The 15,757-nt window shown below is 69.2% G+C and carries 12 protein-coding genes and 1 pseudogene; 9 read left to right on the plus strand and 4 right to left on the minus strand.

What is annotated here, in order from left to right; all coding sequences use genetic code 11:
* On the plus strand, window positions 1-3,215 hold a 3,215-nt coding region (locus tag FJV41_RS18350), incomplete at its 5' end, for a serine/threonine-protein kinase (protein WP_141643805.1).
* Window positions 3,216-3,250: 35 nt separating this feature from the next.
* The gene (locus FJV41_RS18355) at window positions 3,251-3,547 is read left to right on the plus strand and encodes a hypothetical protein (protein WP_246137272.1); all 297 of its coding nucleotides are present in this window, start codon (window positions 3,251-3,253) and stop codon (window positions 3,545-3,547) included.
* 84 nt (window positions 3,548-3,631) lie between these two features.
* Here FJV41_RS18355 and FJV41_RS18360 read toward each other — a convergent pair.
* Window positions 3,632-3,841 (minus strand): annotated as a pseudogene (locus tag FJV41_RS18360) (integrase core domain-containing protein); the annotation flags it as partial.
* Window positions 3,842-4,116: 275 nt separating this feature from the next.
* Here FJV41_RS18360 and FJV41_RS18365 point away from each other — a divergent pair.
* The gene (locus tag FJV41_RS18365) at window positions 4,117-4,785 is read left to right on the plus strand and encodes a hypothetical protein (RefSeq protein ID WP_141643807.1); all 669 of its coding nucleotides are present in this window, start codon (window positions 4,117-4,119) and stop codon (window positions 4,783-4,785) included.
* A gap of 108 nt (window positions 4,786-4,893) precedes the next feature.
* Here the strand turns inward: FJV41_RS18365 and FJV41_RS18370 are convergent, their stop codons facing one another.
* The gene (locus FJV41_RS18370) at window positions 4,894-6,237 is read right to left on the minus strand and encodes an ADYC domain-containing protein (protein WP_141643808.1); all 1,344 of its coding nucleotides are present in this window, start codon (window positions 6,235-6,237) and stop codon (window positions 4,894-4,896) included.
* 236 nt (window positions 6,238-6,473) lie between these two features.
* Here FJV41_RS18370 and FJV41_RS18375 point away from each other — a divergent pair, with 236 nt between their 5' ends.
* Window positions 6,474-7,796: a sigma 54-interacting transcriptional regulator gene (locus tag FJV41_RS18375; protein ID WP_246137270.1), complete on the plus strand. Its 1,323-nt coding sequence runs from the start codon at window positions 6,474-6,476 to the stop codon at window positions 7,794-7,796.
* Window positions 7,797-8,102: 306 nt separating this feature from the next.
* A complete protein-coding gene (locus FJV41_RS18380) occupies window positions 8,103-9,554 on the plus strand; it encodes a glycoside hydrolase family 6 protein (RefSeq protein ID WP_141643810.1) in 1,452 nt (483 codons plus the stop codon).
* Window positions 9,555-9,583: 29 nt separating this feature from the next.
* On the opposite strand, the gene FJV41_RS18385 is transcribed toward FJV41_RS18380, so the two are convergent.
* Entirely contained in the window at window positions 9,584-10,042 is a 459-nt protein-coding gene (locus FJV41_RS18385; RefSeq protein WP_141643811.1) for a YaiI/YqxD family protein, read from the minus strand.
* A gap of 170 nt (window positions 10,043-10,212) precedes the next feature.
* On the opposite strand from FJV41_RS18385, the gene FJV41_RS18390 reads away from it, so the two are divergent.
* Window positions 10,213-11,871, plus strand: coding sequence for a M14 family metallopeptidase (locus FJV41_RS18390; protein WP_141643812.1), 1,659 nt, complete (start codon window positions 10,213-10,215; stop codon window positions 11,869-11,871).
* Between the two features lie 25 nt (window positions 11,872-11,896).
* Here FJV41_RS18390 and FJV41_RS18395 read toward each other — a convergent pair whose 3' ends face one another.
* Window positions 11,897-12,163, minus strand: a complete 267-nt coding sequence (locus FJV41_RS18395; RefSeq protein WP_141643813.1) for a hypothetical protein — start codon at window positions 12,161-12,163, stop codon at window positions 11,897-11,899.
* A 76-nt stretch (window positions 12,164-12,239) separates the two neighbouring features.
* On the opposite strand from FJV41_RS18395, the gene FJV41_RS18400 reads away from it, so the two are divergent.
* From FJV41_RS18400 to FJV41_RS18410, 3 genes are all read left to right on the plus strand, one after another.
* A complete protein-coding gene (locus FJV41_RS18400; RefSeq protein WP_141643814.1) occupies window positions 12,240-13,634 on the plus strand; it encodes a HEAT repeat domain-containing protein in 1,395 nt (464 codons plus the stop codon).
* A 124-nt stretch (window positions 13,635-13,758) separates the two neighbouring features.
* Window positions 13,759-14,850, plus strand: a complete 1,092-nt coding sequence (locus tag FJV41_RS18405) for a sensor histidine kinase (RefSeq protein WP_246137271.1) — start codon at window positions 13,759-13,761, stop codon at window positions 14,848-14,850.
* Complete coding sequence (locus FJV41_RS18410) at window positions 14,847-15,659, plus strand: LytR/AlgR family response regulator transcription factor (protein ID WP_141643816.1); 813 nt, start codon at window positions 14,847-14,849, stop codon at window positions 15,657-15,659. The genes FJV41_RS18405 and FJV41_RS18410 overlap by 4 nt, the downstream gene beginning before the upstream one ends.
* Window positions 15,660-15,757: the final 98 nt, after the last annotated feature.

A 15,757-nucleotide genomic window follows, 5' to 3' on the forward strand; every position in this document is an offset into this window, starting at 1 on the left:
CTCCAGACCTGGGCGTGGCGGAGGTGGCGATGGGCGAGCGCTTCGACTCGCTGGAGCTGCTGGGGCGCGGGGGGATGGGGGAGGTCTACAAGGCGAGGGACCGGAGGTTGGGTCGCTTCGTGGCGCTCAAGTTCGTGCGGGAGGCGGACCCGGACCGCGTCATGCGCTTCCTCCAGGAAGCCCGCGCGCAGGCGCGCATCGTCCATCCTCACGTCTGCCGCGTGTACGAGGTGGGCCGTGTCGGCGCGCGGGACTTCATCGCGATGCAGCTCGTGGACGGCACCCGGCTGGACCGCGTGGCGCCCGACATGTCGCTGGGCGAGAAGGTCCAGGTGATGCGGGAGGTCGCCTCGGCGATGCACGAGGCGCATCGGCTGGGCGTCATCCACCGCGACCTCAAGCCCTCCAACATCCTGGTGGAACGGCAGGAGGAGCGGCGCTGGTACCCGGTGGTGACGGACTTCGGGCTGGCCCACGACGCGGACCTGGAGCAGGGCCTCACGAAGACAGGGGCGGTGCTGGGCACGCCGTCGTACATGGCTCCCGAGCAGGCGCGCGGAGACCGCGCCAGCGTGGACCGGCGCACGGATGTCTATGGCCTGGGCGCCACGCTGTACGAGTTGCTGACGGGGGTGCCGCCGTTCCGCGACACCACCTCCGTGGGCACGCTGCATCAGGTGTTGCACGAGGACGTGGTTGCTCCTCGACTGCGCGTGCCGGAGGTGGCGGGCGACCTGGAGACCATCGTCCTGACGTGTCTGAACAAGGACCCGGCGCGACGGTATGCCTCGGCGCGCGCGCTGGCGGAGGACCTGGACCGGTACAGGGATGGTGAGCCCATCCTCGCGCGAAGACCGGGGCTCGTCGCACGAGGACGGCGGTGGGCGGGCAAGCACCGCGCGCTCGTCGTCGTCTCCGCCGTCTCCCTGCTGAGTGTGCTGGTCGTCTCCGTCCTGGGTGTGCGCTCGTGGAGTCAGGCCGAGGGACGCGCCCGTCTGGCGGAGCACCTGGGGCAGCAGGTGAAGGACGTGGAGTGGCTGATGCGCGCGGCCTTGATGGCGCCGCTGCATGACACGCGTCCGGAAGAGCGGCTCGTGCGGGAGCGGATGGTCCAGCTCACCTCGACACCGCACGCGCTGGGGGCGCATGGCGAGTCGCTGGTGCATTACGCACGAGGCCGTGGCCATCTGGCGATGGGCGAGCTGGAACAGGCCCGCGAGGAGCTGACTCGCGCGGCGGGGCTGGGGCTGGATTCTCCCGAGCTGAATCTGGCGTTGGGGAAGACGCTGGGCGGCCTGTATCTCCTGGAGATGGAGACGGCGCGACGCCGGGGCGGGCCCGAGTGGGTGGCCGAGCATGCGCGGACCCTGGAAGTGGACCTCCTCGCGCCCGCCCTGCGCGCGCTGGAGCGAGGGCAGGGCGCGGCGGGGGAGTCGCCACGGCTGCTGGCGGGATGGATGGCGTTCTATCGCCAGGACCTGGCTGGGGCGGAGGCCGCCGCGTCGGGTGCGGAGGCCGAGACTCCGTGGATGTTGGAGCCTCGGATGCTCGCGGCGGACGTGGCTCACGCGCGGGCCATGGAGCGGCTGGGGCGTGGAGACTACGAAGCCGCGCGCGCGGACTTCCTGGAGGCAGCGCGTCGCTATGAGCGGGCGCTGGAGTTGGGGCGCAGCGATGCGCGGGGCCACGAGGCGCTCGCGGAGGTCTGGCTCCAGCAGGCGGACCTGGACCGGAAGCAGGGCCGCTCGCGCAAGGCCTCGTTGTCGCTGGCGCTGGAGGCGAGTGAGCGGGCGCTCGTCGCATCGCCCATGCGCGCGTCCGCGCACACGAAGCGGGCGCTGGTCTTGATGAATGCCTATCGCGCGGCGAATCCCCTGGATGGGAACGAGGAGCCGAAGCGGCTCCTGGGCGAAGCCATTGCGTCCGCCTCGCGAGCCATCGAGCTCGAACCCCGGGAGGTCCTGGCGTACGACACGCTGGGCTTCAGTCTCTTCCTGCGGGGGCTTCAAGTCGCGCGCGAGGGCGGAGACCCCGGGGCGTCGTGGGACGAGTCCATGGCCCAGCTCACCCGGGCACTGGAGCTGGAGCCGGCCTACCCCTGGGGACACAATGACCTGGCGCTCGTGCACCGGTGGAAGGGCAATCATCAGCGCGAGCACGGCCTGGATCCGCGCCCCGAATATGAGGCTGCGGGGAAGCACCTGCGGCTCGCGCTGCGCACGGACCCCCGGTACCTCTTCGCGCACTCGAACCTGGCGGAGCTGCACAACGCGCTGGCGACGTATGCGCTGTCGCGAGGCGAGGACCCGGGGCCGGACGTGGAGCGGGCCCTGGAGGCGGGACAAGGCGCGCTCGCGTTGGATGGTCGCTTCTACTCCGCGCTGAACGAGGTGGCGCTGGCGGAGCTGACCCGCGCCTCGTACCTCATCGACGTGGGAGGTGACGCGAGTCCCACGTTGACCCGGGCGCTCGATGCACTCGCCCGCTCGCTGAGCATCAATGCGACGGCGGGGCGCACCCACTTCCATGTCGCGTCGGCGCACTTGTTGTTGGCGACCCAGGCGGTGCGTGACGGGAAGTCTCCCGAGACTCCGCTGGCGGATGGGCGCCGGGCGCTGGAAGAGGCGTTGCGTGTGGACGCGCGCTGCGCGGATTGTCGCGTCGTGGGCTCGAGTCTGGAGTTGGTGGGCGCGGAGTGGGCCCGGCGGCAGGGGAGGAGCGCGGTGGAGACGCTCCTGCGAGCCCGTGCCGAGGCCCGTCGCGCCGTGGCGCTCTATCCGTATCTCGAGGCCCATGTGTCGCTCGCGCGGGCTTCGTGGAAGCTGGCTGAGGCGCAGCCCCTCGCGGAGGCGAGAGTCGCGCTGTCCGAGGGCTTGAGACAGGTGGAGCTGGCGATGCGGCTCGACCCGGATCAGGCGCAGGCACATGCGCTGCGTGCCGGGCTGTTGTTCATGGAGGCGCGGGTGGGCTCCACGCAGGAGGAAGGTGTCCGTCAGGCGAAAGCCGCGCTCGCGCGAGCCCTGGAACACAACCCCTTGCTTCGTCGTGAGTACATCGAACTGATACGAGGCCTGGACGCCATGATCCAGGTCCCCGTCGCAGGACCTGCAAAGTGGTTGGCCCCCGTAGAGCATCCAGGGGTCATCCACCTCCAGGCCCCCGGCGGTGAACGGTTGCTCGACACCCAGCGAGGCGTGAAGCCCCGTCAGCGGTGACCCTGACATCATTGCACATGGATATGGGTAACGGAATGAAAGACAAAACAGGGCGACGGTTCCGAAGGCCAGCAGCGCTCTGGCTGGGATTGTTTCCATGGGTCGGCTGTGGACAGCCCACCGGCGCGCCAGGAGCGCAGGTTTCGACAGTCGCTGCTCTGTCGGGGGCTCAGGCTCAAGCCCGTATCGCCGCTGGCGATTCCCATTCGCTGGCGCTGCGCTCAGACGGCACTGCGTGGGGCTGGGGCTACAACGCATTCGGCGAGGTGGGGGATGGCATCACGAGCAAGCGCTCCACCCCGGTGCCGGTGCCCGGGCTGATCGGGATATAGCCGCATCCTCCTGGTGAGCGAGCGCAACGCGGACACGGTGGACCTGTACCGCACCGGATTGTCGAGACACCCAGGCGGTCGTAATCAGGCCGCTTGTTTCAGCTGCGGCAGCGCTCGCCGGGCCTGACTCGGCGAGAGGAAGTTGTGGCGCTCCAGCAGCCGGTGCTCGTTGTATCGGTGGGCCCACTCCAGCAGGGCCGTCCGGAGGTACTCCACGGGGGAGAAGATGCGCACCCAGAGCAGGCGCTCCTTGAGGGTGCGAATGAAGCGCTCGGCGCAGCCACTGCCCTCGGGGCCTTCGAACAGAAGCAGTACCCGGGTGTGAGCAGCAACCAGAGAACCAGGGTGACCCGCGCCATTGCAGTTATCGATGAGAGGAGGCTCCTCTTCCGTCTGGCTCACCTGGATGCTAGGTATCAAATATTCAGCTCTTTCTACCGTCACCAAATCCTCATGAACGCCTCCGCCGTCAATGCGTCCCCAGCCTTTGACAGTCGTCCACTACCGCAGCCGCCTGCAGCCGTGACGCCCTTTCTGTCGGATGTCGCCACGAAGAGAGGAGGGGGCTGGTGAAGGGCTTCGGCTGTCTAGCGGTGCTGTTTGGGGGTGCACTCAAGCTCTGGTCAGCCTTTTGGGTAATCGCCCTGCTCGTCGCCCACGCGCACGGGAAAATACAGGAGCCGGCCAAAATGGTTGCCGCCCTGTGGGGGGTGATGGTCGTACTCCCCTTCCTGCTCGGCCAATTTCTGTGGAAGAAGGGGCGTTCGTCCCAAGAAGAGCGCGAGCACGCTCACTGGGTAACGCCGACCGTGGAGCGCCGTGACCCCATGGCTGAGCTGGCTGACTTCATCCGCAACAAGGGGGATGTCACCGTCAAGGACGTGGCCATCTTCTGTCAGGTGTCGGAAGAGAAGGCTGAACAATTCATCCTGAAGCTCATCGCCGCCGGTGAAATCAACCGAGTCTTCGAACCCCAGAAGGGGGCTTACGTTGTTTCCTCCTTCACCCCGGGGCGGACTTCCGCCGGCTTCCTGTCGAGCGCTGTTTCCCTCGGCAACGTGAGCGCAGATGCATCCGCTTCATCAGAAAACGTCACTGTCTCAACTCGGCGCCTCGAGCACCGCTGCCCTTCGTGCAACGCTCCACAGGACCTCGGCGAATCAAGTCCCGGAGACAAGCGCGTCTGTCCCTATTGCGATATCGCCTTCCTGGTGGTCGCCGCGTCGCCCGGCCCCTGAACAAAGAGCCCGCCTGCTGCTGGAGGAGGAGATTCGAGGCCTGCTGACGTCCTTGGGGCACCTGGACGTGGTTACACTCCGCCTTGGCCCTGACCTGCTGGGCACGCCCTAGTGGCGCGGTGGCAGGCCCGTCGCGAGCTTGCCGTTGTCCCGCCACAGGATGCGCTGCCCCGACGGTGCCTCACAGCGCTCGATTCGGGGGCCATGCTCCGGATGCAGGGGAATCTCCGGGTGACGCCGGTGCTCGGGGTTGAGGCAGACCGCGCCCTCGGGACTCCAGAGGGCCTCCAGGAAGTCGGTGCGCTCGATGCCGCCCTCCGCGTCCCGTCCAAACCCATACTCGTCCCGCTTGACGATGCGCGTGCCCGTCAGCGTGTAGCTCTTGAGGTCGCCCTTGCCCACGAAGTACGCCGCGCGCTTCGCCTGGAGACAGGAGCCATAGACATATTCCCGATTCGGGTCCGACACCCCTGTCTGGGGATTCCAGGGGCTGTAACCCCAATCCAGGCACGTGACGATGGCGCCGGACTCGCAACCAAGCGTCGTGACGTTGGCGTCGGCGGTGACGGCGGCATTCATGTCATCCACCACCCGCCCCGGGAGGATGCCCACCCGGCCCCGCGCGGACCCGCCGCACGGATTCGTCCAGGCCGGATGATTGCCATTGGGGTCTCTCAACCGGTGTCGTACCTCGTACTTCTGAAGCTGGAACGGCGGGAGGAGTTGGTCGGTTCCCAGCGGGACGAGCTGGAGCTCGAAGAACGTCTCCTCATCCGGCACGTTCCGGAAGAGCACGTCGAACGTGAAGCCCGCGAGCGCCGGCCCCTGGAGCGTCTGGATGTCCTCTGGCTTGCTGCACTTCGTCCGCGACTGACAGTAATTGACGACGAGCTGGTCCCCGTTGCCCTGCACGCTGTGAATCGCAACGAAGCTCGCGGGAGCGCCCTGCGGCGTGCGACCGAGCTGGCCCGGCAATACCCCCCGGAGCGTCGCGGTGTAGAAGAGCGTGCCCATGAGGCGGTCCCTCCCCTTGAGCACCACGTCCCCGGGCGCGCGGTTGACGAAGGCCTCCGGGCAGAACCGGAACTCCGTCCCCTGGGTGAAGCAGAAGTCGCTGCCCTCGACGATGTAGATGCCCTGGCCGTTCGAGTTGTCCGGGATGCACTGCCCCGTCGGACACTCCATCGGCGCCAGCGGTTGGGCCGTGGGCTCCAGGGGCGGGCAGTCCTTTCCCTTGCAAGGTGTGACGGGCAACTGGGTCTCCGAGTCCGTCACGTACTTGTCGCCCACGTCGGGCTGCCGGGGGTTCGGGTCTGAAGGTGACGGCGGGAGCTGGAGGGGCTTGAGGCAGGCGCTCGCGCCGAGGAGCGCCAGTGTCGCCAGCAGGATGGGGCCGGTGGTCCGGTGGGCTCCCCGCACGGGCGCCGCGATGTCGTCAGTCATGTTCCTCATGGTGGTGTCCCCTGGTGCCTCGTGATGCGTGCGCCCCATAGCGAGCGCCGTGCCACGGTTGAACGCGCCCCTGACATTCCCGTCGCCGGCGGGAGCATGTCCTCGCCAGGCGCCCGGGTCGCTCCGGAAATGGCACAAGCGCTGGCACCGTGCCGTGTGCCACCGCCCGGCGCGTATGATGACCCGGCATGGAACACGATGGGTCGACGCTCCGGCCGAGTGGTGATGGACGAGGGATGGAGGTCTCGGACGCGGCGCGCGTTCCCGGGCTGGTGCGCCTGTTCGGCGGAGGGGCGGCGCTGGCGGTGGCGCTCCGGCTCCCGCTGGAGGGGCTGGAGCTGGGGCGAGGTCCCCAACTCGGCGACGTCCAGGACCCGAGGATGTCGCGGCGCCATGCCCAGGTCCGCTTCGACGGGAAGCACTTCTGGGCCGTCGACCTGGGAAGCCAGAACGGAACCTGGGTGGATGGAGAGCCGCTCGCGCCCGGCGCGCCTCGCGAGGTGCGCGCTGTGCTCCGGATGGGAGACTCCCTCTTCGTGCCGAGCGTCGACGTGCGGCCCCTGGAAGAACACGGCGTCGGACTGGTGGACGGCTTCGTGCGGGGGCCCGGTGGCCAGAGGCTGCTCGCGGAGGTGACTCGCGCCGCGGAGCTGGGCTTTTCGCTCCACATCCATGGAGAGAGCGGCTCCGGCAAGGAAGGCATGGCGCGCGCCTTCCACCAACACGGTCCCCGGCGCGAGGGCCCCTTCGTCGCCGTCAACTGCGCGGCCATTCCCGAGGGCATCGCGGAGCGGCTCCTCTTCGGTGTCCGGCGCGGCGCGTACTCCGGCGCGGAGGCAGACGCCCAGGGATACCTGCAGGCCGCGGATGGCGGCACGCTGTTCCTCGATGAAGTGGTGGAGCTGGACCTGGCCGTCCAGGCCAAGCTGCTGCGCGCGCTGGAGACGCGCGAGGTGCTGCCCCTGGGCGCCTCCCGGCCGAAGACGGTGGACCTGCACCTGTGCTCCGCGAGCAACAAGGACCTGCGCGCCCTGGTGGCCCGGGGCGGGCTGCGCGAGGACCTGTACTTCCGCATGGGCCGGCCCGAGGTGGTGGTGCCTCCGCTGCGCCAGCGCCCCGAGGAGCTGCCCCTGCTGCTCCAACGCGAAGCGGAGCGGGTGGCACCGGGGCTCGGGCTCCACGTCTCCCTGGTGGAGCAGTGTCTCCTGCGGCCCTGGCCGGGAAACATCCGCGAACTCCTGGTGGAGCTGCGTGGCGCAGTCCAGGCCGCGCTGCTTCAGAGCGCCACCCGGGTGGAGGCTCGACACCTGAGCCCGAGCGCGGGAACAGCCTTTGGCCCCGGAAGCGTCACCGTGCGCGCCGGCCCCGAGCCTCGCGCGGATGCGATGGAGCGCGCCCAGGGGGATGTCCAGGAACGGGCCCGGATTGAAGAGGCCCTGCGCCAGCAGGGAGGCAATGTCTCCGCGACGGCGCGCGCGCTCGGCCTGCACCGCACCCAGCTTCGACGGCTGCTGCGCCGGCACGGCCTCGACGGCGCGGAGTCCTCCGAGCCCGAGTGAGCCGCGTTCTCCCGGATGCGCGCGCCCCGTGTGTGAGCCCGCATGACGGAGTGTCCGGTATCTCCTGGCGTCGCCGCCGGGCGTGGATGTCTACAATCCTGATGGACGACGCTGTTTCAAGCTCCTTTTCAATTTTGCCATTGCAGTCGTCCGCCAGGGCTTGTGTGTATTTGAGCTGGTAAAACAGGGAAAACCTGCCAGTATGCCGCGACGCGGCGAAGAAGGACTTTCACCGTCGCGCCAAGGTCCCGCGCCAGGCCGGACGTCATTCCCTGTCATCCGGAAGCGGGCAGGAGGAATCGTTTCGTGCAACTGCGTCGACATGTGGGTTGGGTAGCCGTCGTGTTGGGTGCATCCCTGGTGGCCGCGTGTGGCCCCGCCGCGCCGTCAGCTCCCGCGCCCGAGCCGGAGTCGGAGGGCCAGGTGTCCTCGCCGCTCACGGAGCTGGTCGTCAATGGAACCTTCAGTGGCGGGACGGTGGCGCCGTGGTGGAGCGGTGCCAACTCCCAGTCCGTGGTGGAGAACGGGAAGCTGCGCATCAACGTCACGGGGACCCCCGCCAATCCCTGGGATGCACCCTCGGGACAGGACAACATCGTCCTGGTGAATGGCCGGGCGTACACCCTGTCCTTCACGGCGTCCGCGTCGGCGACCGTGCGGGTGCGGGTGACGGTGCAGTTGGGGGCCGCGCCGTACACCGCGCCGCTGGACCAATACATCACCCTGGATGGCACCACGCGCACCTTCACATTCCCCTTCACCTCGAACCTGGCCACGACGGCGGGGCAGGTGACGTTCCAACTGGGCGGCGTGGGCGCCTTCTCGGCCTTCCTGGACAACATCTCCCTCACCACGGAGGACGGCGGGGGTGGCACCGGGCCGGTGGGGATGACGAGCGGCTTCTACGTCGACCCCAACTCCAACTCCGCCGTCTGGGTGCGCAACAACGGTGGGGACTCCCGCGCGGCGCGCATCCAGTCGTCCATCGCGAGCAAGGCGGGGGCGCGCTGGTTCGGCAACTGGAGTGGAGACATCGCCTCGGCGGTGTCCAGCTTCGTCGCCGCCGCGGACGCGGCGGACAAGCTCCCGGTGCTGGTGGCCTACAACATTCCCGGACGCGACTGCGGCAGTCACTCCGGCGGAGGCGCGGGCAGTCCCGAGGCCTACCGCACGTGGATCTCCGCCTTCGCCACCGGCCTGGGCAACCGCCCGGCCATCGTCATCATCGAGCCGGACGCGGTCGCCCAGCTCGACTGTCTGCCCAATGATGCGGAGCGACAGACGCGGCTCGGCCTCCTGCGCTACGCGACGGAGCAACTGAGAGACCGTGCGCCGAACACGTGGGCCTACTTGGACGGTGGCAACGCCAACTGGATTGCCGCCGACACGATGGCGCAGCGGCTGGAGTCCGCCGGCGTCCGCAACATCCGGGGCTTCGCGCTGAACGTGTCGAACTTCTACACCACGGCCCAGTCGACCACGTATGGGGCGGCGGTGAACGGCGCGCTCAATACGCGCTACGGCTACACGAAGCCCTTCGTGGTGGACACCAGCCGCAACGGCAATGGCCACAATGGCGAGTGGTGCAACCCGGCGGGCCGCAAGCTGGGCGTGCTGTCACAGGTGGGTGGGGGCGCGGAGATGCTCCTGTGGGTGAAGGTCCCTGGAGACTCCGACGGCAACTGCGGCATCGCCCCCACGACTCCAGCGGGCCAGTTCAGCCCCGACATCGCCATCCGCCTCATCGACGGGACCTGAGCCCAGGGGCTCCCGGAGCGCGCGACGAATCAGCCGCGCTTCGGGAGCAGCCGGGCCAGCTCGCGGTCCAGCGCCGCGGCGAAGCGCTGGCGGTCCTGGGCGTTGAAGCCGCTCGGGCCGCCTGTCACGACGCCGCTCTCCCGCAGCTCCTGCATGAAGTTCCGCACGGAGAGCCGCTCGGCGATGTTCTCCTCGGAGAACAGCTCCCCACGAGGGTCCAACGTCACCACGCCTCGCGGCACCAGCAGCGCCGCGAGCGGGATGTCCTGGGTGACGGCCAGGTCCCCGCGCTGGGCCGACGTGGCGATGTGCTGGTCCGCCACGTCGAGCCCCGCACCCACCTGCACGGTGGAGACGAACTCCGCGCGGGGCAGGTTCATCGCCCGGTTGGCCACGAACACCAGGGGCACCTTGAGGCGCTGTGAGGCGCGCAGGAGGATTTCCCGGACGGGGCCCGGACAGGCATCGGCATCGACCCAGATTTTCATGCGGCCCGCATCCTCGCGTGGATTCACGGCGCGGTGCTCCGGAATATTCGGCGTGGACCGTGCAGTGCGTCGACGAGCGCTCACTGGATGACGGCGACCCGGAGTGAACGGTGCCGCGTTGTGGACGAAGTGCTTGACGACGCGGGAGCGCGGCGCTCGGATGCGCGCCCATGTCCGAGCTGCTCACCCGTGCTGAAGCCTCGAATTACGCCGAAACCTCGCGTCATTCCGACGTGCTCGCCTTCATCGACGAACTCTGCCGCCGCACGAAGCTCGCCCGACGGGTGGACTTCGGGACCAGCGGCGAGGGTCAGCCGTTGGTGGCGATGGTCGTGAGCGACCGCAACTGCTTCACGCCAGAGCTGGCGCGCAAGCAGAAGAAGGTCGTCGTGCTGGTGGAGGCCAACATCCACGCCGGCGAGGTGGAGGGCAAGGAGGCGCTGCTCGCGCTCGCGCGGGATTTGACGCTGACGAAGCTGGGCGCGAAGTTGCTCGACAAGCTGTGCCTGGTCCTGGTCCCCAACTTCAACCCGGACGGCAATGACCGCATCAGCCCCAACAACCGCAAGCTCAACCTCAAGAGCCTGGAGGGGCAGGTCAACCCCGAGGGGGGCGTGGGCACGCGCTACACGGGCGAGGGGTGGAACCTCAACCGCGACAGCACGAAGCAGGAGGCGCCGGAGACGCGCGCCATGGCGAAGCTGCACCAGACGTGGTGGCCCGAGCTGTTCATCGACTGCCACACCACGGACGGCAGCATCCACGCCTTCGACCTGACGTTCGACACGTCCCACTCGAACGAGCCGCTGTTCCAGGAGCTGCGCGACTACAACCGGGCGATGCTGGAGCGCGTCTCCGAATCGGTGAGCAAGCGCCACGGGTTCGACAGCTTCTGGTACGGCAACTACCGCGAGGAGGACGTGCCCGCCTCGGGTTGGCACACGTACCCGGCGCTGCCGCGCTTCGGCAGCCACTACCGGGGGCTGCTCGGCCGGCTCGACGTGTTGCTGGAGACGTACAGCTACATCGACTTCCCGCGCCGCTGCGCCGTGACGCGCGCGTGGCTGTTGGAGCTGTTCCGCGAGGCGGCCCGGAGCTCGAAGGCGTTCCTCTCCGTCACGGAGGCCCAGCAGGCGGCCATCATCGCGCGCGGCAAGACGCCGGACCTCCAGTCGCTGGTGGGCATCAACTACGGCGTCGCCACCCGGGACGCGCAGGGCGCGCTGACGTTCGACTACCCGGCCTATGCGAAGGACGGGGACCTGGCGCGCATCCAGGCGTTCGACGAGAAGAGCATCGCGGAGCATCGCTTCCCCGGGAAGAAGCGCCGCGTCTACCGCGTGCCGCACTACCGCACGTTCATCCCGACGCAGGCGGTGAGCACACCGGAGGCGTACCTGGTGCCCGCGGAGCTGGCGCCCCGGCTGGAAGGGCAGGGCATCCGGTTCGAGGTGCTCCCGAAGCCGCGCCACTTCCTGGTGGACAGCTACCGGATTGCCCGGCGGGAGGAGACCTTCAGCCCCGACGTCGCGGCGAACGTGCCCGCGCCCGGCGAGGCCGAGGTGCCGCTGAGCCTGAAGCCCAAGCCGGTGCGCTTCGAGACGGTGCTGACGGTGTCCCCCGAGCGGACGAAGCGCGAGTTCGCCCAGGGGACGCTCTACGTGCCCACGGCGCAGCGCGCGGGCACGCTGGCCGTGTACCTGCTGGAGCCGCACTCCGACGATGGTTTCTGCCGGTGGCAGTTCCTGGACACGATGCTGGAGGTGGGCGGGCTCTACCCCGTGCACCGCGTGGTGAGCCCCGCCCCGGCTCCGAAGAAGGCGGAGTGAACGAGCGCGCGCTGGGGCCCCGTGCTCAGTTGGGGCTCCAGCAGAACTGACCGGTCTCCGCGGGCGCGGAGGTGACGCCCGTCGCATCCGTCACGCGGAACCGGACGTGCTTGCGGTAGTACGTACCGGTGGTGGAGAGCTTGAAGACGCACGTCTCCTCGCGCGACGTCGTCCCGACGCTCCAGTAGGGGCTGTTGGGGCCGTGTGGCTGGATATGTCCCTGGTGCCTCCAGATGACAGGCGCTGTTGAGTTGCAACTGTTTGCGGTATGCCGGCAGGGGTTGGGGCTCAAGACAGGGCGTTCCGTGAGACATTGAACCCGGGGCCACTGTCGCGCCACAGTGCGGGGTTTCGAAGGGGAGGCGCTCATGAGGAAGTCCGTCGGACTGAGTCTGTGGTTGATGTTGGGCCTGGGCTGCGCGCATTCGTCCGGGAAGCCCCAGGACGTGGTGTCCACCGTGGGCGCGATGACCTCGCAGGAGTTGTCCCTGCGCGCGGAGAAGGCCTACGACGCCGAGGACTTCGCCACCTGCGCCGATTTGCGGCGCCAGTCCGCGGAGGCCCTGACGGACCCCGACCTTCGCGCGGAGGAGTACTACTCCGCAGCCGGCTGCGCTTCTCTCGGAGGGCGCACCGAGGACGCGATGGCCTTCCTGAAGCGCGCGGCCGACAGTGGTTTCCTCTCCGTGGATCAGCTCCAGTTCGACCCCGAGCTGGCCTCGCTCCACTCGCTGCCGGGCTGGGCGCAGGTGGTGGCGGGTGTCCAGGCCAACCTGGACAAGGCGGGCACCCCACCCATGCCCATCCCCGTGCTCGCGACCATCGACGTGTCGCGCTCGCGTCGCGCCACCGCGGCCGAGGTCATCAAGATGCTCGGCCTGGAGGTGGGCAAGCCCATCGTCCGCAGCCGTCATCTCATGAAGAAGCGTGAGGAGGCGCTGCGTCAGCGCTTCAACCTCGTCTACACCCACGTGGGCGTCATCGCGTTCTTCGCGGAGGAATTGAAGGGGCAGGCCTTCGCCAGCGTGGACCTGGTGGATGCCGAGGATTCGCACCGCCTGAGCTTCCTCCCCGCACCCACCGGACACGTGGAGGACCCGGAGGGGCTCATCGCGCACTGGCTGGAGTACGAAGACAAGGTGGTGCGCCTCATGCGCGCCGGCGCGCTGAACACCGACCAGCCTCCGTCCTGTCGCGTCGCCCACTGCTCGTTCGGGTTCGGTCACCCCGAGCTCGCCCCCTACGAGCCGCGCTTCGTCGAGAAGGCCCCCGCCGCTCGGGAGGCGCTGCTGCGCATGCTGCGCGAGGACGCCGATGCGAACCGTCGCTCGGCGGTCCCCTATGTGCTGGGTTATGCCGGCACGCCGGAGCAGGTCATCGGGTGGCTCCTGCCCTTCTTCAAGGACCCGGACTCCGGCGTGCGCAACAACGTCGTCCGCTCGGTGCTGGCCTTCCAGCAGGGCCTGGACCGGCCCGTCGTCGACCTGTCCAAGGTCTTCGAGGCGATGACGATGCCGGACGTGTCGGACCGGAACAAGGGCACGTACCTGCTGGAGATGGTGCTCCAGAAGCTCTCGCCCGAAGAGCTGAAGGCCCGCCGCGCGGAGGTGCTCCAGAAGGTCGGCACGCTGCTCGTGGACATGTCGGCCTACCAGCAGCCCATCAATCGCGAGCCCGCGGTGCTGGTGCTCCAACTGCTCTCCGGTGAGAAGTTCGAGCGTCCCGAGCAGTGGCGGCAGTGGCTGTCGAGCCAGGGCGACTGAGCGACGCTCCGTTCGTCCCTGTCCGCGAGCGGTTTGTCCCAGGCCTCGTGGAAGCCATCCCCGGGGCCCGCTACCCTTGCCCGTCATGCGCGAAGAGGAGACGGCGAGACCCCGGGCTGGTGAGGTGGCGCCCCTGCCATCCTGGGCCGTGTGGCCAGGCGCCCTGGGTTGGTGGCTCGCGGACGCGCTCATCTCCGTGAGCCAGGTCCAGCTCCTCCAGCGCATCGGCGAGGCGGAGGTCGCCGGGGGCGCGCTGTGGCGCATGTCCCTGGCCAGCTCCCTGTTGTGGGTGCCCATCACCGTGATGTGTCTGCGCCTGTCGGAGCGAGTCCCCCTGGCGCGCGGGCGCCTGCCTTCCGCCCTGGGCTTCCATCTGGTGGCCCTGCTGCTGGTGGTGTTCGGCAGGGCGACCTTCGTCGTGCTCACCCAGGACCTCATCGGCTGGTACGAGCGCGAGCCCCGCGTGCTCGACGTGCTGGCCCAGAGCGTCGTCAACAACCTGCTGCCCTTCGTGCTGCTGACGGCGGGCGCCCACGCCCTGGGCCTCGCGCGCCGAGCGCATGTGCGTCAGCGTCGCGCGGACCAGCTCCAGGCCCAGCTCGCGGAGGCTCGGCTCCAGGCGCTCGCCTCGCAGCTCCGGCCACACTTCCTGTTCAACGCGCTCAACGCCGTGGCCTCGCTGGTCCACGCGGACCCGGATGCCGCGGAGCGCATGCTGGCGCGACTGGGCGACCTGCTGCGCCACAGCCTGGAGTCCCATGCACGACAGGAGGTGACGCTGCGTGAGGAGCAGGCGGCGCTGGCTCCCTATCTGGACATCGAACAGATTCGCTTCGGGCCCCGCTTGGAGGTGTCGTGGCGGCTGGCTCCGGACGTCCTAGATGCACGCGTGCCCTATCTGGCGTTGCAGCCCCTGGTGGAGAACGCCATCCGTCACGGACTGGCGCCGCGCGCGGAGCCGGGGCGGATTGAAATCTCCGCCGAGCGGGAGGGGGACGTGCTGCGGCTGTTCGTGCGGGACGACGGCATGGGGCCGCCCGTGGGAGGCCCGCCTCGCGGTGGAGGCGTGGGCCTGTCCAACCTGCGAGCGCGACTGGCGACCCTCTACGGGGGCAGGGCGGGGCTGGAGCTGCGGCAGGGGACGCCCCGGGGCGCGGTGGTGGAGTTGCGCGTGCCGCTCGACGCGGGGCCCGAGGGGGCTCGGGTGGCGGCATGAGCGTGGAACCGGTGGAGTCGACGCTGCTTCGCGTGGCGCTCGCGGACGATGAGCCGCTGGCGCGCTCCCGGCTGCGCGCACTGCTGGCGGCGGAACAGAACGTCGAAGTGGTGGCCGAGGCGACCAGCGGCGCGGAGGCGGTGCGCGCGGTGCTCCACACGTCGCCGGACGTGCTGCTGCTGGATGTCGAGATGCCCGCGGGTGACGGCTTCGAGGTCCTCCGCGCGCTGCCTCCGGAGTCGCTCCCCGTGGTCGTCTTCGTCACCGCGTGGCAGCAGCACGCCGTGCGGGCGTTCGAGGCGCAGGCGTTGGACTTCCTGCTCAAGCCCTATGACAAGGAGCGCTTTCGCGCCGCGCTGGTCCGGGCACGCGAGCAGGTGCGCCTCGTGCGGCGCAGCGAGGCCGTGGCGCGCCAGGAGGCCCTGCTGTCGGGGCTCGCGATGGCGGAGGCCCCTCTGCGCAGGCTGCCCATCAAGGTCGACGGGCGCATCCGCTTCGTCGACTGCTCCACCATCACCCACGTGGAGTCCGAGGCCAACTACGTCCGCGTCCACGTCGGGGGCGAGCAGCACGTCCTGCGAGAGACGCTGACACATCTGGAGGAGCGGCTGGACCCACGTCGCTTCCTCCGCGTGCATCGCTCCGTGCTCGTCAACCTGGACCAGGTGCGGGAGATGGAGCCCCTGTCCCAGGGCGAATACCTGTTGGTGCTGGGACCTGGCGGCACCGCCGTGCGCACCGGACGCAGCCATCGCGCTCGCGTGGAGTCCGCGCTCGGACTGGGGCCAGGTTCGGACGGAGCGCGCTGAGGCGCGTCCCCGAGGGGCTCCCGTCCGTCCCGCGTCCCTCTCGCTTCATCCCCGCTTCCCGGACAGCGGCGGGCAACGCGCGTACCTCTTGGGCCATG

The organism is Myxococcus llanfairpwllgwyngyllgogerychwyrndrobwllllantysiliogogogochensis (assembly GCF_006636215.1).
Lineage (GTDB): Bacteria > Myxococcota > Myxococcia > Myxococcales > Myxococcaceae > Myxococcus > Myxococcus llanfairpwllgwyngyllgogerychwyrndrobwllllantysiliogogogochensis.